15 protein-coding genes and 1 pseudogene are annotated in these 22,767 nt (G+C 57.2%); 2 read left to right on the top strand and 14 right to left on the bottom strand.

What is annotated here, in order from left to right; all coding sequences use genetic code 11:
- Position 1 precedes the first annotated feature (1 nt).
- The 4 genes from ACERIM_RS07360 to ACERIM_RS07375 all read right to left on the bottom strand — a co-directional run bounded on the left by ACERIM_RS07360 (position 2) and on the right by ACERIM_RS07375 (position 3,826).
- Complete coding sequence (locus tag ACERIM_RS07360) at positions 2-154, bottom strand: hypothetical protein (protein WP_373631906.1); 153 nt, start codon at positions 152-154, stop codon at positions 2-4.
- A complete protein-coding gene (locus ACERIM_RS07365; RefSeq protein ID WP_373631907.1) occupies positions 154-600 on the bottom strand; it encodes a phage tail protein in 447 nt (148 codons plus the stop codon). The genes ACERIM_RS07360 and ACERIM_RS07365 overlap by 1 nt, the downstream gene beginning before the upstream one ends.
- Positions 601-652: 52 nt before the next feature.
- Positions 653-2,374, bottom strand: a complete 1,722-nt coding sequence (locus ACERIM_RS07370) for a phage tail sheath family protein (protein WP_049906010.1) — start codon at positions 2,372-2,374, stop codon at positions 653-655.
- Between the two features lie 210 nt (positions 2,375-2,584).
- Entirely contained in the window at positions 2,585-3,826 is a 1,242-nt protein-coding gene (locus ACERIM_RS07375) for a hypothetical protein (protein ID WP_006650989.1), read from the bottom strand.
- A gap of 212 nt (positions 3,827-4,038) precedes the next feature.
- Here ACERIM_RS07375 and ACERIM_RS07380 point away from each other — a divergent pair, with 212 nt between their 5' ends.
- Positions 4,039-5,052 carry a hypothetical protein gene (locus tag ACERIM_RS07380; RefSeq protein WP_049906012.1) on the top strand — a complete coding sequence of 338 codons (1,014 nt, stop codon included), beginning with the start codon at positions 4,039-4,041 and terminating at the stop codon, positions 5,050-5,052.
- Between the two features lie 175 nt (positions 5,053-5,227).
- On the opposite strand, the pseudogene ACERIM_RS07385 reads toward ACERIM_RS07380, so the two are convergent.
- The 4 genes and pseudogenes from ACERIM_RS07385 to ACERIM_RS07400 form a co-directional block, all read right to left on the bottom strand.
- Positions 5,228-5,842 (bottom strand): annotated as a pseudogene (locus tag ACERIM_RS07385) (DUF4157 domain-containing protein); the annotation flags it as partial.
- 108 nt (positions 5,843-5,950) lie between these two features.
- Positions 5,951-7,891, bottom strand: a complete 1,941-nt coding sequence (locus ACERIM_RS07390) for a phage tail protein (protein WP_373631908.1) — start codon at positions 7,889-7,891, stop codon at positions 5,951-5,953.
- Between the two features lie 218 nt (positions 7,892-8,109).
- Entirely contained in the window at positions 8,110-10,050 is a 1,941-nt protein-coding gene (locus tag ACERIM_RS07395) for a putative baseplate assembly protein (protein ID WP_006650993.1), read from the bottom strand.
- 5 nt (positions 10,051-10,055) lie between these two features.
- Positions 10,056-12,278, bottom strand: coding sequence for a putative baseplate assembly protein (locus ACERIM_RS07400; protein WP_373631909.1), 2,223 nt, complete (start codon positions 12,276-12,278; stop codon positions 10,056-10,058).
- Between the two features lie 306 nt (positions 12,279-12,584).
- Here ACERIM_RS07400 and ACERIM_RS07405 point away from each other — a divergent pair, with 306 nt between their 5' ends.
- Complete coding sequence (locus ACERIM_RS07405; protein ID WP_373631910.1) at positions 12,585-12,800, top strand: hypothetical protein; 216 nt, start codon at positions 12,585-12,587, stop codon at positions 12,798-12,800.
- Between the two features lie 437 nt (positions 12,801-13,237).
- On the opposite strand, the gene ACERIM_RS07410 is transcribed toward ACERIM_RS07405, so the two are convergent.
- From ACERIM_RS07410 to ACERIM_RS07435, 6 genes are all read right to left on the bottom strand, one after another.
- On the bottom strand, positions 13,238-13,636 hold the full coding sequence (locus ACERIM_RS07410; RefSeq protein ID WP_006650995.1) for a GPW/gp25 family protein: 399 nt from the start codon (positions 13,634-13,636) through the stop codon (positions 13,238-13,240).
- A 6-nt stretch (positions 13,637-13,642) separates the two neighbouring features.
- Entirely contained in the window at positions 13,643-13,936 is a 294-nt protein-coding gene (locus ACERIM_RS07415; RefSeq protein WP_006650996.1) for a PAAR domain-containing protein, read from the bottom strand.
- A gap of 9 nt (positions 13,937-13,945) precedes the next feature.
- Positions 13,946-14,689, bottom strand: a complete 744-nt coding sequence (locus ACERIM_RS07420) for a phage baseplate assembly protein V (RefSeq protein WP_006650997.1) — start codon at positions 14,687-14,689, stop codon at positions 13,946-13,948.
- Positions 14,686-15,714 (bottom strand): phage late control D family protein, encoded by a 1,029-nt coding sequence (locus ACERIM_RS07425; protein ID WP_006650998.1) that lies wholly within the window; start codon positions 15,712-15,714, stop codon positions 14,686-14,688. The genes ACERIM_RS07420 and ACERIM_RS07425 overlap by 4 nt, the downstream gene beginning before the upstream one ends.
- 3 nt (positions 15,715-15,717) lie before the next feature.
- Complete coding sequence (locus ACERIM_RS07430) at positions 15,718-16,386, bottom strand: LysM peptidoglycan-binding domain-containing protein (RefSeq protein WP_373631911.1); 669 nt, start codon at positions 16,384-16,386, stop codon at positions 15,718-15,720.
- 5,069 nt (positions 16,387-21,455) lie between these two features.
- Positions 21,456-22,673, bottom strand: a complete 1,218-nt coding sequence (locus ACERIM_RS07435) for a hypothetical protein (protein WP_373631912.1) — start codon at positions 22,671-22,673, stop codon at positions 21,456-21,458.
- Positions 22,674-22,767: the final 94 nt, after the last annotated feature.

Consider the following 22,767-nt stretch of genomic DNA (forward strand, 5'->3'; position numbering starts at 1 on the left):
GTTACCGGCGTTGTTCGTCCGTCTGGATGATTATTGTGTCGACATGCCCCGAGGACGTTCCGGTGTGGAGATACCCTTCACCGTCGACGTGGCACTCCTCACGGAACCGGTCGACAGCATACCCGTCCGTCGGGTCAGTCGTGGCGTGGTTCATTACGATCTGTCGATCTGCATCGTGTCGAAGTCGGCGACGAATGTCTCGACAGCGATCTGGTCTCCACCCGGAGTCGCGTTGAGTTCCGGGGGACTGTACTGGATGATCATGGCTCCTTCCATGTTGTACCGGGCAACCGTCTGTCCGGTACGGTCCTTGAGCATGACCGCGATTTGCTTCTTCGCGTCCTCCTCACGGCCCTCCTCAGCCGCCTTGAGCCAGTCGTCGAGGGTCTTGTTCTCTTTGTCCGCGGTACGCGCGAACTCGAGTTTGGTGTAGGTGACCTCACCCAGGTGCTTCGACCCGGAGGCCATATCCGTCCCCTCGCGGTAATTGTGGGTCTGTACGTTCTTTTCGGGAAGCTTGACTTCGACGACGCCCGGGATGTTCGTCCCGTCGAGTTCGACATCGAATTGCGTGTTCGAGATCGGTTGTGATTTGGACATTGGTAATTACGAATACAGCGGGTGTGGTTTGGAATCAGTTCTGGGTGTGTTGTTAGGCCTGGTCAGTGTCTTGGCTGATGCGGAAGATAACGAATTCAGCGGGCTTGACGGGCGCAACGCCGATCTCGACGATCAGACGGCCGTTGTCGATGTCGTCTTCGGACATCGTCTCCTCCCCACATTTGACGTAAAAGGCCTCGTCCTCGCTCTGGCCCTGAAGACCGCCGTTTCGCCAGACGGTGCGCAGGAAGTTGTTGACGGACTGGCGGATACGGCCCCAGGTGTCCTGGTCGTTCGGCTCGAAGACGGCCCACTGAGTCCCCTCCTGAATCGACTGCTCGATGAACAGGAAGAGACGACGGACGTTGAGGTACTTCCATTCGGGGTCCGTCGACGTGGTGCGAGCGCCCCAGACGCGGATCCCACGACCCTGGAAACTGCGGATACAGTTGATACCCTTCGGGTTGAGTATATCCTGCTCGCTTTTCGTGATACTGTTTTTGAGACCGACGATGCCGCGAATCGTCTCGTTTGCAGGGGCCTTGTGAACACCGTGTTCCTGGTCCGTTCGGGCGTAGATACCGGCGATGTGTCCGCCCGGCGGAACGAGTTTCTCGCGGTTCGTCACGGGGTCGAGTACCTCGACCCACGGGTAGTAGTACGCCGCGTAGGTGGAGTCGACCGGCGTCTCCATGTCGGAGATCGGACCGGGGTTCTGCGGTGACTGCAGGATAGCGAACCGGTCACCCATGTTCTCACAGTGGGCGACGATGGAGTCAGTCAGACCCTTGATGTCGTTTTCGTCCGGCGCACAGACCATCGAGATCTCGTCGATCGCCTCGAAGGCGGCGAGCCCAGTTCGAAGACCAGGCTTGTTGATACCCTCGTAGTCGTTCAGCGTGACGACGCCGTCTGCTTCTGGCTTTTCGGTGACGACCTGCGCATCGACATCGACTTCTCCTTCGCGGACGTCCTCGAGGTCGATGATGATCTCGTCTTTCTTCGCCCCACTGACGTCGAGTTCGAGGGAACCCGCGATGTCCTTGAGTTCGTCCTTCTTCAGATCATCGAGATCTTCGGGGACGTGGACGACCGTTTCTTCGCCGCCGGTCTCGACCAGACCGCCGTCGGTGAACGTATCCTCACCACTGTTGCGGTTCAGCCAGGTGAGCCCCTCGACGGGCATGCCGTCCTCTTTGTACTCGATGTCAACGAGGACGGATCCATCGAGTTGCTTCTCGTAGAAGTTGCTCGCCTGGGGATCAGCGGAAAGACCGTCGTAAACTTCTTCGACATCAGGTGATGGGTCAGGACGGTCACCACGCGGACTACTGACTGCTTCGAGGTCACCGGACCAGTACCGAACGACGATGTCGAACTGGCCGGGGTACTTGCTCTCCTGAACGATGACCGCCACGGACTCGCCCCACTGACCGGGACCGTTCGCTTCTACTGTAGCGACTTCGTTTTTGTCCTCGTCAATGAGAGTGCCCGTCGCTAGGTCGTCGACATCGGCACCGGTGACACGGCCAACGAAACAGCGGCTCCCCCCGTTCTTGAAGAACCCGTCGATAGCCGCGTCCAAACTGGACGAGTCCGGACTCGCACCGTAAAGCCGTTCGAAGTCGGAGTAACCCGTTACGAGTCGGGGTTCGACCGGGCCACGCTCGGTCTGTCCAAGGAAGCCAGCAGTACTCGTGCTGACTCCCTCAACGGATTTACTTCCGCCCTGAACCTCTTCAACATATACGCCTGGAGACTGGTATTCACTCATTTGTTTCTGGCCCCGGCGACCTATACTATATATTGATTAGTTATAAATCTTATTATTACGAATGTCAATCCAGATTGGAGTATTACTTTATCTATTAGTGTATTTGAGGGTCGTATTGGTGAATCCCGGTCATAGTGTGGGAATACGCACGGGCTAACATCGGAGTCCCCGATAGACAACGATATGCATCAGACCGTTGTTCGGAGGTGATTACTGGTCAGGCACGACATCCAGAAGGACCTCTAGGGAGTCCGCTGCTTCACACACTTCGTCATGGGCGTCGACCTGGTCAAGCAACGAGCGGTTTTCCTCGACTGCGGATTGTAGGTTCGAAACGGCTCGAAGGTAGTTCTCGAGGCTCTCCTCGGTAGTTACAGGTTCTAACTGATCGCCAAGCTCAACCAATGGGTCAATGAGTGCATCTAATTGTTTCTTATAATCGTCTTCGTGGACACGGACGTTTTGCAGGCTCGCTCTCGATTGATCGACGATCCCACGTGCGAGCCGGCTGGCTCCACCGCTTTGCTCTTGAACTCTGTCCGCCAATTGCTCGAAGAACCGGATCCGGTCCTTGATCGTCTTTCGCATGACGTACTTGGTGAGAGACTCCCGGTCTTTCTCCAGAGTCTCGACCTGCGCACGCAGCCCCTCGAGTGTATCCAGGATCTCATCGACGTCCTCCGGTACGTCCATCGGTTCTTTGTTCACTGGAGTCCGATGAGGATTGTCAAGGTCCGCAACATGATTGGCCAGGATGCCGAACAGGAACTCACTGTTGAACACGACAGGCCGCATCGGACCGTCGTTGAGGGGTACCCAGTTTCCGTCTGGTGTCCGCTCGTATGCTCCAATAAAGACGGCTGGGCCCGCGCTGTGGTGGTCCAGTTGGTATTGCTGATACTGTTCTGAGAGGGTTTGCCGCAGCGTCTGTGGATCGAACGCTTCCGACTGGAGTTCCGGAATTTCGACGTCCGGGACAGAGGACACTTCGTCGGGTGCTGCTTCGTGCGAGGTCAGTGCAAACGATTCGACTGCACGGTTAGGTGCCGTCTCGTTATCGACCGCACCCTCAGTATCGGGTACCGGAATCGTCTCCATCGCTGCCTCGGTGAATTCGATAAAAAGATATACCTCTTCACCTGCCGGCATAGGAATGGACTTCGTGGTAACCTGTTCGACGACTATTGGTCTTCCTTCTCCATCCAAGGCAAGACCTGGTGTCAGAGTAACGTCGAGACCTTCGTCGGTTTCGATCACCGATTGGATCTCAAGTCCATGGACGACTCCTTTTCCATTAAGGAATCGATTGATCGTATGCAGTCGCTTCGCGTGATACTCCTGTTCCGCTTCCATATCACGGGGCGTCATCAGTTTCCCCTTGAAGAACCGATTCTTTTGGAACTGCGACAGATCAGGTGTGTCAGTGTCAGAGTAGGAATCGTCGTGTGGCATCCGTGTGTAATTACACTGATTGTAACTTCACTTACTATAAAATATTCGGTCGGAATATATGGAAACCAACTCGGATTGCGATGCTTCCGGCTGCGGCACCTGACTGAACTCGACACCACACGGGATAATCCAGTACAATTATTTCTGTTACATTCCATGGGTGAAAAACAGTCGCACTGTCGACGAACCAAGATAGATTACACAACACCACAATGAACGTCACCGATGTCTCCGTAACCGACCGAACCGTCGAACTGCGAGTCACCACTCTCGACAATACACGACATCAGCTAACGCTAACCAAGGAAGGGCAGGTTACCGACCACTGGTCCGACCGCTACCCATCCGACAACAATATCTCCCCGATAGAACAGGAACGGATGGAGCGTGTCGAGCGTTTTTCGAAATACTACGTCCTTCGTACGCGCCAGTTCCCGTTACTTACTCCGTACAGTCAAGCCGACCAGATCGCAGACCCCGATCGGCTCGCTGTCACAGGACTCCTTTTCGGAGCGATAGCCAAAGAAACACTTGTCTCACAACTTCGGTCCTGTTACGATCAGCTGACTGCAATGAGACGAGGTGACGAACTACCCGTGACACCTCCACAGGCTGCCCCGGATGCGGAGTGGAAGCTCATCGAACAAGATATTCATCTCACATTAGACCTGGGCGAGATCCAGCGGCTTGTCGACGTTCTCAGGGAATTGAACGGGCTCGCAGAGATTCGACACGCACTCGATGTAGACCCTGACTACGAAGACGCGGCTCTGTTCGACCGCCTGAACCGCATACTCACGACCCAGGACTTCCACACCGACGAGCGTACGTCCAGCGAGCAGTTCCTGCAGGTTATCTCGCCGCTTCGAGTCCACTGGCAGGCAGATGAACCCACGCGCATCGAATACGGTGACGGGACACAACCAGATGAGGACGCCACGCTCGCTGCACGCATCCAACTCACTCCAAGCCATACACCGGTTATTTCGAAGGCGGCGTTCCAGCGAACTCTGGTTGACCATTTCCGTTCTCAAGTTCGTGATTGTTACGTCGGCATGGGACTTCGACCACCGACCGATGCACGGGTGACCGGTAGAGGGATCGCTGCATGCACTGATAGTTACGAACACCACGACGAACTGCAAAACTACCACGACGAGTACGCGATTATCGACTGGACTGGGTTGTCACCCTGTCCTGACTTTTCAAGTCATCAACTCTCCTGACGCGTTCGACGGTTCGTTCGGTTTCTCATTCTAGTCGTTCATCGGAACCGATTCGCAACTTACAGATACAGAATTAGTGAGACGCGGCGCTGGTTATGGGGAACGCGGATCACTTCAAGTATGGATGGGTCGAACTCGGTCGGGCCGGGCTAGAGGTATTTTTGCTGGAGTTCCTTGATCTGGGTTCGTACTCGCCGCGGTTGAACGCGACGTGGTTGCCGACGGTAAAGGCGCGAGCGTTGATCTCCTCGCAGGCGCTGGCGGCCTGTGGGCCGGTGTGGATCCGGACGTCACCCAGACTGTCTCCCATGCGCTCTTCGATGGGCTGCTGGATGTCCGAATCGAGGGCTTGATCAGGAGAACTGATGACGTCCCGGACGGAGTCGGGAGGCTGAGTGTCGCTAGCCTTTGCAGGGGCGTTGTGTGTCCCAGGAGCGCTGGCCCAAGTGGGCATTTCACCGTGTGATATCGGTCGGCACGTTCGGTGGGCGCTGCTGTTGGCGGTCGCGGAACGCCTCCATGTCTCGAGGCTTGTCCATCGTGTCGACGGGCATTCCCTCGTCGGCCCACTGGCGGACCTGGCCGGAACCGTGCTGCTGTGCGAACCGCTGGAGAACGAACTCCTGACCGTCACGATAGGGTTCGAGGCCGAACGTCCGTTCGTACTTGCGGGCCGAGAGTTGAAAAGCAAACCCACCGCTGGGTCACGCGGGGCCTCGTCGGACTCACGTGTCTTGGTGCCAGATCGCTCCGCCTCTGTGGCGCTCTCTCGTTCGGTCCGGAACCCCATCGTTACCCTGGCTTGACAAAATTCGCATGTATGTCGGTATTATTCACATAGGTGTGAAGTGGGCTCACCCGTACGACGCCCCGACTCAGCGGATGGTAAGTACGGTGATCAGCTCCCACTCGTCGACTCCTCGGGGCTCCGGGGTGTAAGGACCGTGTCTTCTCCGAGTCTCGCGTCTCCCATGGAGAACTCCCGCGACGTCAGGTGGCTGTTGAGCCCGAGGAACGAACTCTCGCCGAGTGAGAACGCATCCTCGAGTTCGACCACGGTCCCGTTGACGTGTGCCGGACGCTCCGCATCGATGATTTCTTGCAGCGTGGCGAGACGCTCGTCGGAACCGAGTGGGCCACAGAACACCGCGAACGACCGACTCCCGGAGAGGAACGACCCGTAGTGTCGTTGTACGGTGTCGGCGTCGACGGACTCGGTATCGGTCCGTTCGACGAAGAACAACCGATAGTCCGGTGTCCCTCCGTTGTCCGTCGCCCCGCTCGGTGTATCGGTAGTCTCCTGACTGCCCGGCGTACTGCCTTCGGGCTCCGTATGCCGGAGGTAGAGCCGAATCAGTTCGAGCAGTCCCGCTTTCGTTCCTCGCTTTTTGTACAGTTCGGGAGCACGGGCAAGCAGTTCACGCCGAGCGCTCTCCGGCCACTCCCGGCCGGTGTCTGCTGCCAGCCAACTCTCGAGCCACGCGAGCGACTTGCTGGACACCCCGTACGGGTCGAGGAGTTCCCCGACCGAGTCGAACTCGGCTTCGACGTCGACGAACGAACTCTCCATCACCGATAGAAATCGTTCGAGGAACTCCGCTGACTCCTGATCTTCCCGGTAGAGTTCCGGCATGTGCCGGAGGTACGACGTGCGCGGACAATAGGCTCGAACCGAGTCGAGGACCGGAGAGGCATCGGGTGTACCGAGCAGTTCGACAGCGACGTACAGGTACCGGCCACTCGCGTTCTCGACGAGGATATCCTCGGGGTCGATGACGTCACTCGTGGTCCACTCCGAGGCAGCGTGGACGGCCAGCTCGGTACTGGCCTGTTCCTGCCAGGATTCGACGTCCGTCTGATCAAACGACGCGTCCGAGGGGACGAGGGAAGCAGGGGTTGCAGTGGCGAACTCCCACATCGATTCGATACCCATGTCACGGATAGCCGCTGCGTCGTCCGATACCATATCTTCGAGGAGTTCGGGTTCGAACGCCAGCACTGTTGGATCGTCAGTTGCGGTGTAACGAACTCGAACTTGAGTACTAGCTGACGTCCGGACGATATCGAGTACGAGTCGGTGCCAATCGATAGCCGTGGCACCCGAGTCGAAGCGAAGAATCGCAGTCCCCAGGTGTCTGTTCCGTCGAGAATGATTGACGTATTCGGTCCGCGCGCGGAACCCGTGACAGGCGCGCTCGTCGTCCGTCACGACGTGTAACGTCTTTGTCTCCGGATCACCAGACTGCGCGACCATCCGTAGCGGTCGAGCGTCGAGTTGTACGCGCTGTTCGAACGTCTCCGTCGCTGCATCGTACACGAACACTCCGTACTCGTCCGTATCGTCGATTGCACCCGAGACGACTGCGTCATCACCCAGTGCCGTCACGCACGCTGGCGTGAACGGCTTGGTTCGGAACTCGATCCGCCTGTCTCGGTCGGCGGCTGTGTCGGAGTCGTCCACTGCTCGGTCCCCGAACGTTCGAAGCGAGGGCCCACTTGTGTCGTCGTCCAGTACGTAGATCGTGTTCTCCCGGACTGCGAAATCCCTCGGGGCGGTGAGTTGGTCATCGAACAGGCTGGTCGTAGTGCCGTTTCTGTCGACGGCGACGAGTCCGGAGGCCGTGAGCGCGTAGATCGTGCCGTCTGCGTACGCAAGCGCACGTGGTTCGGTCAGTCCTGCGCGAAGCGTCCCGACTACTCGGTGAAGTTGTGGGGTCAGTGCAGTAATCGTCCCATCGGCTGCATCACAGACGAAGACCCTGTTCGCACTCGCACAGATCGCACACGGATCCTGAACGGTTCTGTCGGTTCGCTTGAGGAGTCGTTCCCGCGACTCCATAACCGGATTGTACCGATACACGCCACCCTCAGTTCGGATCGTATACAGGATACCCTCCGGGTCGGCAGCGACGTCACGGATGCCCGGTGCGACTCGATATCGCTGGGTAGTCGTCTTCGAGGCCAGTTGCACCCTTCCGTTCCGGATTTCGACGTTATCCGCCACGCCGTTCGCCCAGTCCTCGTCACTCGTCGTCGTTGCGTACGAGAAATCCACGATTATGGTCCCCCATCATCAATCGTCGGTAGTGTCAGATTCGTTCTGACATCGACCACGGAAAACAGTTCTTGGTCACCGATCGCGACAGCATCGTCGATAGCCGTCCCGCCGTGGGCCGTAATCTCCACGTCTGAGACGTAGTCGATGCAGTCGAGTGCTGCAACCTGTTCGGCAATGTCGGAAGCTCGGATAGTCCGACCGAATGGCCAGCCGTCACCTTCGTAGCCGATCAGGGGGTGGACGAACGATTCGATAGCAGCCCGTACGTCTGCCTCGTATCCAGTACCCGTATATCGTGGTGCTGCCTGTCCCGTGACAGCGATATCGAGCCCCACATACGTCGGTCCGATCACGGTTACCCGGTCACCGAGAATGGCGCGTTCGGTAACGTGGTGACGAACGGCATCGAGGAAGCCGTCGCTCGGCTTTGGTGTTGGGATATCCGGCGGGGCGTACGGCACCACGACGACTGTTACCTGCTCGCCGTCTACGAGTACGTTCGTTTGGCCGACCCTGATCCCTGGTGTTTGCATCGCTATCGATTCGTAGTCATCCGCCGTCACGCCTCGATTCGGTGTACGGAGGTCCTGTCTGATACGCTCCAGCGCTCCGGTTATCGTTTCTCGATCATGGCCACCAGTTGCGGGGCCAAGGGGAGTGATACCGATGTCCTCGAGTGTCGTGGACTCGGTGAGTGGCCAGTCAGGCGTGTCGAACTGCCAAACTGCCGATGCTGGGACGTTGCCATCGTCGCCACCGCCGTAGACGTAATCTGCGCTAACAGTCGTACTGGCTGGTGGCGACCATCCGTGTTCGCCGTCACCGAACATCACTCGTCCAGTATCGTAGTCGAGTCGATAGTGAGGGTCGGCCGGACCGGATGCGTCAAAATCGGTCACTTCGACGAACCGTTCCCCATCAACGTATATCTCGGCCGAGAGAAGCGACGAGTGTTCAGTCTCGTAGATCTGTCCGTCGAGGGCAGTCGGTTCACCGAGGTCTGCTGCCTGGTCTAGCACTTCATTGCTGACCGCAATGCGGTTCCGTGCTGTGACGACGTTCGGTTCGATACTGTTCAGCTGTGGTGGTATCTCGTATCCGGGAGATTTGACCCGGCAGCGTAGCCAAGCGAGGTCCGAGGACGCGATGTCGAGAGGGTCGTATTTCCGTTCCAAGAACTGCCACTCACCGGGCTCCGTCAGCTCTATCAGTCCACCCTCGTAGAGTGCGTTCGTCTGGTCAGTAGCGGTCTTGAGTCGCGACCAGCCGTCACCGTTCGGTGGCCGGTACTCCCACTGGAGTTCGACCGACGGTTCGAACGACCCCTCATCTCTTCCGTCTGTGTTCGGGTCTGGGAGATCGTCGTCGTGGTAGTCAACGACCAGTGTGAATGATTCCGATGCGTCGAACGGATCGCCATCGAATCCGATGTACAGACTATCCCCCCGCTTGACGGTCTTGCCGAACGCACGATAGAACATCCCGTCGGTCTCGTTCTCCTGACTGTTGTCAGTGGAGTCGCTCCCGTCCACGGTGACGACACGTTCGAGCGAAACGTCAGTGAGTACGACGTCGTGAGCCGTCTCGAATCGATAGGTCTCGGTAGACCCATCGCTGACGACGAGTCGGGTCCCAGCGGGGAGCCGTTCCCCGGCTGTGTCGTCTGGTGGGGTCAACGAGAGCTGTGCGGACGCACACCCTTGCAGTCGTCGTTCGTGTCCCATCAACTGCAGGAACTTCTGCCGGTGGTCGTCGGTGATCCGGTCCAACTGGTAAGCGTGCGTCTCGGTCATCCAGGCGAGAACTTCGAGAATGGTGACCCCAGGGTCGTGTGGATTGAAATCCGTCCAGTCGTCTGAGTATGCAGGGATCAGCTTTTTTGCCTGGTCGAGATACTCTTCGTACGTTCTATCATCGAGTTCCGGAATGTCGATACCCACTGTGATCACCCTCTGTTCATCGTGATACTGAGATCGTGTTCACCGCTACACACGAGTGTGTCCTGTGGAAGCGCATCGTCAGCCGACTGTCCGATAAGAGCCCGCCGTTCACCGTTGACCTCTACATACACAGTCGTCTCGACCACTTCCTGGACTTCGTCGAGATCCTCCAGGCGAGCGACGAGCGAGGTCGAATCCGGGAGTTCCCCGAACGACCATCCGGACCTATCTTTTCCAGTGAGCGGATGGAGGTATTCATCGAGTTCCCGACGTATCGTCTGTTTTAACAGGGATACACTCTTGACGTTCGGTGCCCGAACCGTCGCCTGAACGGACAACTCAGCGTATCCTGGGCCCCGGACCACGATGTCCATGTCGTCCGGTTCGACGACGGTCGCCGGTGCACACTCGGTAAGCATGTCTCTGACCTCGTGTTTGAGTGCCATCGACGGAACCGGTTTAGCACGTTCCGTCTCGGGCACGATTATCACCGTCACCTGGGTCTCGTCTCCGTTACTCGTCGTTTCGCATTTCACCGTCGATAGTTCTCGAAACGCGGAGAGAGCGACCTGTTCGTAGTCCGAGGGTGTAACCGCCTTCCCCCGGTGTCTGATTTGATTCGCTGCCCGCGACACGAGCGCGTCCATCGATTCGATGTCGGCACCACCATCCGCCGATTCGGGATTCGAAACATCGTCGACGAGCGAGATCGAACTCTTCAGGTCCGACACAGTCGATGCATCGACGTTACCGTCGCGTCCTCCGTCAGTGGTGTACGTCGCTCGGATGTTGTCCTGCCCACTCGGTGGGATTGCCCCTCTGTCACCGTCGCCGAACGTGATCGTTCCCAGCGTTTCGTTGACGACGTAGTGTCGATCGCTTGGCCCTGAATCGAGGAAATCGTCGACTGCGCTCCATCGAACCCAGAACTCCGAGAGGTCACCACGGTCGTCGAACACCCGCTCGATGTCGTCCGGGCGCTCCTCGAGCAACGTCTGGCGCTCGTTCGCCGACAACGTCGATATTTCGTCGATCCACACGTCGATGGTCATCAGTGGGGCGTGTGCACATCGGAACGTCTGGTCGTGCGAGCCCTCGGAGGACCCAAGCACCTCGTCTTCGATCGTCCGCTTGTTGTACGCCCATCGGGTGTTCGGATGCAACCGCTCCAGAACTGGCGGCGTCGTCGTTCGAGTCGACTTGTCCGCGACGTTCGTCGACACGCCGCGGGTACGTTGTGCTATCTCTGGACGTTCGAACTCGTCTTGTGTGGTTCGGACTCGAATCCAGTGGCGTCTCCGACCGAAGAGTTCGAAGGCGGTCGTTTCTTCGGGGAATGTCAGGGTAACGATCCCCCGTTCGGTGAAGCCCCCAGTCCGGTCCCGGACATCGAGTTCAGTCCACGAGAAATCCGACGGAGCCGTGCAGTACTCCCACTCCATACCGGGGTCGAACGACTGTGGATACGTTACGTCCTCGACCGAGACGAACAGCGTGAGGGGACCGTCTTTCAGTGTGCCATCGAAACCGAGGTAGATCGTCTGTCCATCGTCGGGTAAGTCTTTGAACGGCGCGTACGCTTCAGTCCGTCCGGTGAGGTCGCCGCTAAAGGTTGCGTTGTTGTGCCGGAAGACGGTCTCGAAGGACTGTCCCTGATGCTCGTAGTGAATGGACACATCGCCGAATACCGGCGGGTCGGGCTCGGTATCCACTCCATCGAAACCCTCAGTATCGGGTATGTTGAGGGACGGTTGTCCGTAGTTTCCACTGACCAGCCGCGTTCGAATCCAGACGTTCTCGTGTCCCGAGACCGTCGTTCGCTCGATATCGTCGGGGACGTCGAACTCGACTGTTCCCGACTCGTGAAAGGTGTTCGTTCCGTCTTCGACGGAGTCGAGTTGTGCCCACCCTTCACCATTCCAGTACTCCCAAGAGAGCCGTGGTTCTCCTCCGATCACCCCGATGTCTGTCCCGCTTCTGGAGGGATCAGCCGTCGAGTTGCCAATAGCGTCTGATCCGTCCGATCCATCGGGCTGGTCCGCAGTGGCTGCTTCCGGCGTGTGGAATTCGAGCGTTATGCTGCCACCCGATTTCGTGAACGCTTCCTCACAAGCGACGTACAACGAGGTCGGTGGTTGGGGAAGCTGCCCGAGCGGTTTGATGTCTCCTTCGTCCGTCGACAGCGGAATGTCATTCGACAGGAGCAAGTCCGGTTCGAGACGATCCACATCGTCCGTACTCCCGACGTGGATGGACAGGTCTCGAATCGATGTCGAAAACAGATCTCGAGACCCCTCGGTGAGACGACAGCGAAGCCATCGACTCTCGATTCCGTTGACCGATCGCTCGGTGATAGTACCGGGGACCTCGAAGGTCGCTTCGTAGGCTGTTCTATCGCCCGTCACAGTTCGGGACACCGATTGCGACCGAACACCACCGCCGGACGAGCCACGTTCCCGGAGCTGCTCCCTGACGGCTTCGATACCACTCTCGGACGGTGCCGTGTCGGTGCCGGTACGCGGGGAAACGAGTGGATGCCAGCCTTCGTTGCCATCGTCGTCCTCGCCGTAGTACTCCCAGACTACTGCGTCAGCGAACACGTCAGTCTCGATATCCACGTGGGCACTGATCGAGAGACTAGACCCGGGCTGAAGGTTCAGAGCGTCCTCATTTGCGACGTAGAGCTGGTGTTGCTGGTGGTCTTCGCCGACGAAAAGTTCGGCCGGTGTCTCGTCCTCGAACACCGATGAGTGGTCGATTATAGAATCTTCGGATGGATCAACAGCGATGACGTCGGTCAGTGACGCGCCAGTCGCTTCGAACCCCTTGTCACGAGGGATTTCGAAGAGTTGCGAGGAGTCTCCTGTCCCCGCTACCGCTTGCGTTCCGCCGGGGATGACGACGTTTCTGTCGAGGTCATCCGGCACATGAAACGTAAGCGGGACTCTGGCGGCTTTCGGAGGACGACGGTCGAATCCGAGCGCGTCGAGGAACGCGATCCGCTGTTTCTGTGGAACACTGTTGAGGCGATTTCGAACGTCGGATTCGAACGTCGAGAAGATCCTGAGTATCGTCCGTCCAGTATCGGAGGTATGCGGGTCCCAGTCGTTCGTGTAGACGTCTGCCCGTTCGACAAGTTCCTCGAACAGTTCCTCCTCTTCACTATCGGTGAGCGTCGGCGGTTCGGTCATCCGTCACCCTCTGTGATGTGGAAAGGATAGACCATGTTTGCGAGTGCGTTCGTCGTCCGTACGCGATACTCGATGTTGATGAGTATCTTGTTCGGGTCGTCCTCGTCGGTGTAGGCTTCGACGTTCTCGAGGTCGATCCTCGGTTCCCACCGGACGAGCGCTTCTTCGACACTCGTCTCGATAACGTTCAATGTAGCGGGTGTTGCGGCCGAGTACACGTGTTCGTGGATATCGCATCCGAACTCGGGGCGCATGACCCGTTCACCCTTCGCCGTCCCGAGGATGATTTTGATGGCTTCCTTGATGTCCGTCTCAGTCTCGGACATCTCGATATCGCCACGATTGTCGGGACGAACCGGATACGCCAGACCTTTGCCGAGGAAGTCTTCAGACATATTCGGTCAACCAATGAGAACGGTTGTCTCTCCGCTGATGATGGTGTTCGGCGGGCCGCTCTCCATAACTTTGTCTCCCATCCTGACGGCCGGCATCCCGTTGATGAGTACGCTTGTACTACCCTTCGCGACGACGCCACCGACGTGGGGGACAGGTCCGCTGACTAACGGACAGACGTGCATGTCGACGCCTGCACGCCACGCCGGTTTTCCACCGATGAGAACGTTCGGACTACCCGTGCCACCACTGAGGGGTTTCCCATGTGCAGTCGAATCGCCGAGTCTGGCTGCTGGTTTCATTGATAGTGGTTAATTGAGCTGAATGATCGCACCCTTGATCTGGAGTGGTCCGGTGGCGTTGACGCTCATGAGACCACTACTTTTGATATCGAACTTTGCTTTGCTCGAGAGTTTCATCTGCCCTTTACTCTTAACCGTCACTCCCTTATTACCCGAAATATCGACGCTCTTCTTGCCGTTTATCGATATATTCTTGGCCGATAACTCGATCTCCTTTTTTGCATCGACTTTCACCGTCCCTTTGCCGGAATCGATCGCGAGACTGTTGTCGCCTTTCTCGTCACGGACGACGATCGTCTCGGAATCACCGGAGTCGTCGATTACGATCTCGTTTCCTTCGCTCGTCTGGATCGTGATGCTTCCCTTGTCGGCGTCGTCGAACGCGACTTTGTGGTCGCTCCGGGAGCGAATCTCGCGCGTGTCGTTCTTCCCGTCGCTGTTTTTCTGTGGTGGTTTCTGTTTCCCGTTCCAGAGCGATCCGACGACAAAGGGTTTGTGAATGTCGCCGTTCTGGAACGCGACGAGAACCTCGTCGTCGACTTCCGGGAGGAAGTAGGTCCCGTACTCTTTCCCCGCCATCTCGGTCGCGATCCGTGCCCAGTAGCTCTCGTCATCGGCGTCTCGCCACGGGAACCGCAACTTGACACGGCCGAGATCCTTCGGGTCCTCGTTATTGGTGACGATACCGACGGCTACCCCGCGGATGCCACCCTCACCTGACTGCTCGGGACCGAACAACTCTCGACGACTCATCCAGCTACCTCCGTGGCTTCGAAGGTCGTTCGATAGCCGCTTGTCCCCATCCGATGGGTCGCGTTCGTGACGTGGTACTTCCCCGAGAAGCGTTTCCCGAGTTCTTCTAACTGTACAGTAACCCCTGCGCGAAGGGCAGGAATACCGTCAGTTTCGCCGTGTGCTTGAACGATTCCATCCGAGAACGTACCGAGTTTCGTCTTTGCTATATGTTCGGCTTCGTCGCGTGACATGGCTGGGATTCTAAATACTTCCTTGTGTTTCGCGGTCTTACTGCCTGCAGTCGCTTTGATCTCCTCTTTCTTGTGGATATCCCACGATCGGACCTCCACCTGGTGGTTCCGTCGCTGTTCAGTGATTTCACCGAAGAAGTCGTGGAGGTCTTCACCGTACCACAGCTCTTTGACTGGCTCCGTATCGTTCGGTCGTGACGACCGTGGGATGAACTTTACAGTATCGCGTTCCGCGTAGAACTCGAACCCGTATGCAGATGCGAGTTGTTCGACGAACTTGTAGTCGCTACGGTCGTCTTGGATGAGTTTGTCTCGTTTGATGTTTGCGCTCTTGACCTTGGTCGTCGAGAACGAGTACGACGATAATACGTCTTCGACTGCGTCGCCGATCGTAGTCTTCTCCCACGAGTCCGAGTTCGTCCCCTGCATCATCTCCCAGAGCAGTCCGTACCCGGAGACCTGAACCGACGGCCCTCTATCGGTCGTGAACTCGGTGTTGATCGAGTGAATCTTTCCGTTCAAGAGATCCGTCAGCTGCCCCTCGTCGCCATACCCCATCGATATCTCGATATCGGTCCCAATACTGAATAGATCCCAATCGAGTCCGGCGAACTGGTCCCGCTCTTCATCAAAGGGGTAATTCAGTGTGAACGAGAAGCGATCGGCCCCATCGAAGGTCGTCTCGACGACGAGATCTGCTATCCGCCCCCCGGGTTCCTGGAACTTTTTGCTCCCGACCTGTACCTTGAACCGCGGCGAATAGGCGGGATGGTTGTTGATGCCGGATGCCATCGTTCACAGCGGAGGAAGTTCGAGCTTTCGACCCGTTTCAACGTCTCGTGGGTTGTCGAGGTTGTTGTGTTCGGCGATCGTTCGCCAGTGTGCTGGATCGCTGTACTCTTCGGATGCGATGAGCCAGAGGGTGTCACCTTCACTCACCGTCCAGACTTTGGTCTTGTCGGTGGACTCGGGAGAAACCTCTGATTTGTGGTAGTCCGCAGTTTTGAACTCCTTGAATACGATGGAAACACGGGAACGGACTGGAACTCCACTTGGAAGGAACTTAGTAAACTGCTTGTTCGCGCTGTGGACGAGTGCCGTGAAGTCGATACCTTTCCCCCAGACGAACCGACAGACCGGTGGAGCGTGGAGTTCACCGTCGACTGCGAGAAGTAGGTCGATGTACTTTGTGTACTGCTCCCTAACGTCGACTTCGTCCACCGAACTGGAACCTTCGACCTTATCAGTCGTATCGAAGAACAGTTCCATCGATAGCCTTTCCGCGTTTCCGTCGACGAACTGCTGGACGGATGCGCCCGAACCAGTAGCCTTCAGCTCCCCATAGTTGACGCTCTTTTCGAGCGTGTACGAGTTCGGATTGAACTTACAGTCGATAGTCGTGTTCTCGTGATTCCCGTTGAGGATGATGATCTGTGCCTTTTCGAGTTTGCCTGAGGTACCCACCTAGAATCCCCTCCGCTTACGTTCCATGCGACGTTTTCGTTCGAGCTTTCGATACAGAACGTCAACCAACCGGTCGACATCGGCGTTCAGTTGTAGCGACCGGTCGCTCAACTCAACGTCAAGATCGTCAACGCGCTCGCTCGCACGCTGTGAACTTCTCTCTTCAGCACCACTTCTGTGATCTCCTGTAGCTGATATCGCTGACCGCATGTCGTCGTTCGGTGTCGGACCGGAATCGAACAGCGAACCTCCGATACTGTCGCGATTCTGATTTTTAGTGCGGCCCCCCCGAATACTCTGATTACTGGCACCGAGTTGTTGCGGATTCGTGTCCGAGTTTGATCTCGGCTGATCGGGGAGAGCGGTTTCTCCCGTGTGTGCGTGTTGCTGTTGACTCGACCCGGACCGACTGTGGAGGCGGCTTCCTTCGGAACCAGAACTACCAGTGTCGCTCTGACTCCGGTTCTCGGCAGACCGATCCGTAGGGCCCTGCCGATACACGAATGTCGTCTCAGTGTGTGACTTCGGCATGTTCATCCGTTCAGTTCGACTACTCGTTCCGCTCGATCCCTCATCTGTAGTATTGTATTTAATCTTATCATTTTTATATTTAAACCTTTCGCTAAATGACGTTTTGGCCCTCGGTGCTATACCCTCCGTTGTCGCAGTTGAGATGCTACCCGTATCCGAGACGGTGGTACGTGACCGTGGAGTCTCACCCGCGTCGATCGCCGTTCGACTCGGGTCAGAAATACCCTCGTCACTCGTTCCCTCAACTGCTGCCTGAATTCTCACGTTCCGTGCAAACACGCGTTCAATGGGCGAAACGCTTGGCGGAGGACTCATTGTCTCGCCTTCGTCGTCCGTTATTGATGACTGTGGCTGACTAGAGTACACTACTGGGACGTTGGATGTGGGCTGGCGAGAGGGTATGAGACTATCAGTGGACTGTGACGCCTCTGCATGCCGCAAGGTAGTCCGGTTGGTGGAGGACGTGTCTCCCACGAGACCGACCGACGAATCCTTCCGGTTATCAGGCGTTGCTGGAACCTCTTCCGAGTCTCTGTCAGTCTCGAACGAGAGTCGCTCGGACGCTGTGAGGGACTCGTCTCGTGACTGCGACCGACTATCCAGCCCGAGTCGGTTCCCTCGACGAACCTGTCTGTGGACGTCAGTCGCATTACCCAAGATTTGGCTCTCTCCACGTCTCCGAGTACGGCCTACCTTCGACCTCGTCCGTTCTTGACGTGACGCGCTCAGGTCGCTGTGTTCATCAAGCCGACCTACGTTCGGATCCGTATTCGGACCGCCGTTCCGGGCAGCACGGCTCTCGTCGAGCGACCCGTTCGAGTCGGAGACACCAGACTCCCCGTTTTCATCGGTCCGTATACGGTCGTTCGTGCTGATCGCCGATGACTGATGGCGTCGCACGAGAGACCGCCCGAACGTAGCACTCTCGACGATGCGACGATACGTTCCGAGTCGGCTCCCCGACGAGGAGCTTGCTATGCGACTACCGATATCCCGTCGCTGTTCGTCCCGGGGAACCGACGCCACCGACAGGATGTCGTTTGCGGGATTTTTGATCTCTCTCGCGGGTTTTCTTGTGTGATCTTCTGATGTCGCTTCGGCCGAGGCGGAGTTCGCAGCGGTCTTCCCGGACTGTCGTTCTGGTGACCGGGGCCGCTGGGCGGTTGAACTCAGAGTTCGTTCGATACGGCGCCGCTCCGTCCGTGGAACTCCGGTAACTGGTGCGTTCGGTGTCCGAACCCCTTCGACAGACTGCGCACCTGTTCGTCGCTGGTCGGTGTCCTCCGCGGGGGTATCGCGTTGTGAGAGGACGTGCTGGACGGGTGAATTGATTCCGGAGTCCGCATCCACGTCGGGAACTCCCGGCACAGTGTCGGCCGACTCGCCACTCGCCGAATGAGGAGAACGGTCCGGTGCGTCCTCGAGTATCGTCCGTGTAGGCGACGATGCCGACTGGGGAATCCGCGATTCGTTCGGTGTTCTGATCGAACCGCGGCTTCGGCTGGCTTCCAGCCTACTGTTGTGTGCCTGATCCCGGCTGCGGGGCAGTCGTTGCTGCTGGTTCAATCGCCCCACCACCGTGCTACTGACAAACGACGACGTATCGCTTTCCGCATTGGACTCTTTGGGTGTGGTGGCCGAATGTAGTTGACCGGTCGTCCCAGTTGCCTGCAGTTCCGAACGATCAACATAGTCGAGTACAGTAGCATCGATCGGCTGGTGTTGTCTCGCCAACCGAGTCCTTGCGAGTCGAGCCCGGTCGAACGACTGAAGCCTAGTTCTAGAGCGCGATTCGGTGTGTTTCGCCCCGGCGGATGTCACGGAGTTCTCATACCGTTGCAACGAGACCGACGAAGGGTTGAATCGAGACGGAGACTCATCATTCCTTCTGCTGGCTGTCGCGTGTGAAGCGATTTGCCGGTTTACTACTCGCTGGTCTGGATCCGTGACAGTCGACGCTCGAGTACTCGATTCGCCGCCAAGTGTTTCCAAAGGTGGTGGATCTGTGTCGGATGTCGATCCCTCCACTGTCGACCAATTCCCAGTACTGGTCGGAGTGGCTCTAGTTGGACCGCTGTCGGTCCCCGTGTCGGTCTGGCCCGTAGTAGAGTAGTCACCAGTTTGTTCGCTCTCCTGGGTCTCTGCTGTTCGGACCCGCATTGGCGGAAGTCCAGCACCCTGATTTGCTTTCGTTTTCGTCCCACGAACCGGACTGCTGTCCGTATGTAGCCCAGCGGGAGTACGACCTGTCTCGATGGGTTCGACACCGGTTTCAGTACTTCTGCCCGTTTCTGCACTCGTTCTGTGCCATTGAGGCGGTTCCTCTGCCGTCTCTGGACGAACCGAGGGAGACAGTTCCGTGCCTCCATGACGAGTTGACGAGGCGGATCGGAACACCGTCTCATCCACGGTCTGCGTGTCTCGGTGATTCGGACGGGAGGCCTCATTCGTCGACTGAGTCCCCAATCGATGCACTGTCAGGTACTCTAGCGTTGCAGTCGAAGTTCCCGCGTCCCCAATCAGCGAGCGACGCTCATTTGTCGTCTGTGGACGTTTCTCTCGCGCCCGCTCCGAGCGTTGCCCTTCGACAGTCCCTGACGAAGGGGTCGACTCGATATCGTCCGTAGTCGATGGAACTGGCTGAAGAGCGCCTCCAAGCTCTCTCCCTACGGTGTCTGACGCGTCTTTCGTCCGAGTATCGAATCGATTTTCGACTGGATACGTCGATTCAGTCTCGGTGCCCGGTGACTGTGGCGTGGCGGCGTGTGTCCGTGTCATGACCGTTCGTCTCGGTGCCCTCTCAAGCGTGCTAATAGACCGTTTAGAGTGCTGTTGAGACGACCGAACAACCGTCCGACTTGGACGTTCGTCTGTGCCTGACCGGGTCATCGAGTCCGAACTCGGCTCGTCAGTACTGACTGTCCGTGTGGTCGGAACCGGCGATCCGGAGCCGGTGTTGACGCCAGTTCGTTCAGTACCCGTCATTTGCTGTTGGCTCTGAACGTCAGGCACCGTCGAACTCGATACGTCTAGCAACGACTGGAACGGAGTACTATCTGACTCATCGGTATCGGTTCGTGTGGAGAGTGATCGAGTTGATCGGTCAGTGCCACTACCACCCAGGGTTCGTCCAGTAGTATCGCGCCGAAGATGGGTGCTTTCCTGTTCTGCTTCGGGTCGAACCTGACGTCTGACCGTGTCGGTGGCTCCTTCTGTATCGGGTCCTGGAATGCTCGATGCCGTCACGCGAACTGACGAATCGCTCCGCCGTCGTTCCTGTAGTGGTGAGGGATGAGAGCGAGATTCGACAGTCTGTGGTGCATCCCTCGTATCCGATGTACGAACGGAGGGTGCTGTCCGACGACTCGAAGTGACGGCCGACTGCAACTGTGACCGAGAATCAGCCCGCTCCTCGCCCGGAGCGCGTCCGCTGACCGACCCGAAAATCGGACTATCAGCATCACCAATGGTCTGGGTTGGTGTTTGAGACGTAGATTGTCGGGTTTGGAGACGCGCGCTGTTACCGGAGTTCGCTGTTCCTGTCTGCTTATCCGCAGTTCCTCGAGTTTCTTCCACGGGACGACCCGATTTGTACACCGTCTCTCCGCTGTCACTGTCGAGGAGAACAGTTCGTGTATTAGTAGCTCGTTTCGTGATCCGTTCGTGTTGCTGGCGAGTCGCTTGAATCATCGCGTTGGTTCGCTCCACTGCCCCGTTCCGATTGTCGTACCCACCGGGGGAATCGGTCCGCCGAGCAGATTTCACATCAGCCGACGGAGCGACGCGAGTGCTGTCTCCGTCTGTGCCCGCCAGTGAATCAGTGTTCTCGCTGAGACTCTTTCGTGAATGCAGGTCCGGACCTACGTCCTCCTGTATGGTCGTTCGTCGTCCGTCGTACACGTACGAATCTGTACCCGATGTCCATTCCGCCTCGGAACCGGAGGTCCCGACCGGAGACGTCTGTAGTGGATCACCGATAGGAGGTGTGCCGACGCCCGGCATCTCTAATTCTTGACTCTCAAAGTTGGACTGTGGACGTGTTTCCTCGAGCGAGGGATACGTGGCGTCTGGGGAGTCCTCATCTAATCCAGTGTCGGTTGGTGCCCGTTCTCTGACGGCTGTCTGTCGAGTACGAAAAACGAGAGGAACTGCACCTCGCTTGTGCATGATCTGCTGTACAAACGTCCCGCTGAGCCGTGCTGTATCGAGTGTCGCGATCGTGTTGATGCGCTGCTCAATGTTACCCACTGTTTTGAGTGGTGTGATGGGCGGGTCCGTCATCCCGTCCGTGTCAGTGTGGGATAGCATACCGATGTCTCGACAGGACGGGTCGAGTGTAGGTTGTGAACTATCTCTGTTCATGTTCTTCTCGGTGGCTGTGGTCCGGCTTGTGGTCGTCTCGTCCCCATCGACACGCGGTGTTTCTATCACCAATCACGAGATATTACCTTACATATCTATTGGTTCGTGAACTATCCAGCGAAGTGACCGACGATATGGAGAGATTTGTCCCGCATATCTGAGGACATCGTTCCGGCTCAGTCTTGTGGTGATGGATCCGTCCCCGAGTCCTGCCCTGTGTGGCTATTACTCTCGGAACTGTCGGTCATATCTGAGTGATTTGCGCCAGTACTTCCTGGGATGTCTCCGCCGACGGCTTCGACACCATCACGCTGTAGTGCGTACATTTTCCCTGTTTGCGTCAAAATGACGGGGGTGTCCGACCCCTGCTTGAGCGTATATCCGAGCGGTAGTTCCCAGGAGTCGTCGGTCGGTGCCAGTCGAAACTCTTCGGGTGCGTTGAAGGTACAGACCGCACCAGGGCCAAGGTCCGTGTCCACGCCGAACTGGTAGAGGTCGAACTTCGTGTCACGAATCTTCGCAAGCGATAGATCGATAGTTTCGTTCGACTCGTTTTTGATCGCCATTTCCCACGTCTTGCGGTTATCAGGCTGATTGATATCACTGATCGTGAGGTCGGTCAGCTCCGAAGTCTGGGCGTCGTACCGATTGTAGACGAGAACGGTAACAAGTATCCACAGGAGGAGTGCGACGCTCGTAGCCAAGAGTACAGAATCCCAGTCAGCGACGCGGATAGAAGTGAGCCACGTAACGAAGCCACCGAGGACTGCAAACAACGAGCCGACGATAACCGACATCGTCCGACTTTCCAGTCCCCGTGCGTGCAGGTATCCGATTCGAATCGACGTTGACCGGTCACAGTCGTCGTCGACGATACATCTGCTTCGGAGAACGAATATCCCGGTTATTACTGGCCACGAGATCAGGAGGGTAAAGAGAACACTGAGGTCCGATACCAACCAGTAGGTCTGGATAACCACGAGAGTCAGCGTCAGTAGACTTGCTCCTACGAATCCGATCGTCGTCGCCTGAAGCCATGTCGGAACCTGCTGCCAGTACCCCTGAACCGTCTCGCGGTTCGGACGGTAAACGAAGTACCACGTCCCAACGAGTACGCCGAGAACGAACGTAGTTATGATGAGGACGTACTGTGGGGCGATTTTCCAGAAAAGGTCCCCTGAGAACACTCCACGAATTCGAACTGCAGGAACGTAACGGAAGAGACCGAAGAGATAGCTTGCTCCCCAAGCGAGGAACGAAACCAGTAGACCAGTCAGAAGGATCGGGAGAACTGACCCGAGACGGTTACGGATGCGGCCGGCTTTGCTTCGGGTTTTGGAGACCAGGCGAATCATTCTTTCACCGATGTACTGAATCGATACGCCGAGATTCACTTTTGTTTCTAAAACTTATGTTCTGGATCGATGTATTCACTGAAGATCCCCCATAGTATTCCTTCGAATCGCACATATACTTAGTACATTAAAA

Source organism: Natrinema sp. H-ect1, assembly GCF_041821105.1.
GTDB classification, from domain to species: Archaea; Halobacteriota; Halobacteria; order Halobacteriales; family Natrialbaceae; genus Natrinema; species Natrinema thermotolerans.

Bases quoted from the DNA above. Each gene is read 5' to 3' on its own strand.
- ACERIM_RS07410 (WP_006650995.1), bottom strand. From the start codon at position 13,636: ATGTCTGAAGACTTCCTCGGCAAAGGTCTGGCGTATCCGGTTCGTCCC.
- ACERIM_RS07375 (WP_006650989.1), bottom strand. From the start codon at position 3,826: ATGCCACACGACGATTCCTACTCTGACACTGACACACCTGATCTGTCG.
- ACERIM_RS07380 (WP_049906012.1), top strand. From the start codon at position 4,039: ATGAACGTCACCGATGTCTCCGTAACCGACCGAACCGTCGAACTGCGA.
- ACERIM_RS07360 (WP_373631906.1), bottom strand. From the start codon at position 154: ATGAACCACGCCACGACTGACCCGACGGACGGGTATGCTGTCGACCGG.
- ACERIM_RS07420 (WP_006650997.1), bottom strand. From the start codon at position 14,689: ATGAGTCGTCGAGAGTTGTTCGGTCCCGAGCAGTCAGGTGAGGGTGGC.
- ACERIM_RS07390 (WP_373631908.1), bottom strand. From the start codon at position 7,891: ATGGAGTCGCGGGAACGACTCCTCAAGCGAACCGACAGAACCGTTCAG.
- ACERIM_RS07425 (WP_006650998.1), bottom strand. From the start codon at position 15,714: ATGGCATCCGGCATCAACAACCATCCCGCCTATTCGCCGCGGTTCAAG.
- ACERIM_RS07415 (WP_006650996.1), bottom strand. From the start codon at position 13,936: ATGAAACCAGCAGCCAGACTCGGCGATTCGACTGCACATGGGAAACCC.
- ACERIM_RS07405 (WP_373631910.1), top strand. From the start codon at position 12,585: ATGCCAGCCTTCGTTGCCATCGTCGTCCTCGCCGTAGTACTCCCAGAC.
- ACERIM_RS07365 (WP_373631907.1), bottom strand. From the start codon at position 600: ATGTCCAAATCACAACCGATCTCGAACACGCAATTCGATGTCGAACTC.
- ACERIM_RS07370 (WP_049906010.1), bottom strand. From the start codon at position 2,374: ATGAGTGAATACCAGTCTCCAGGCGTATATGTTGAAGAGGTTCAGGGC.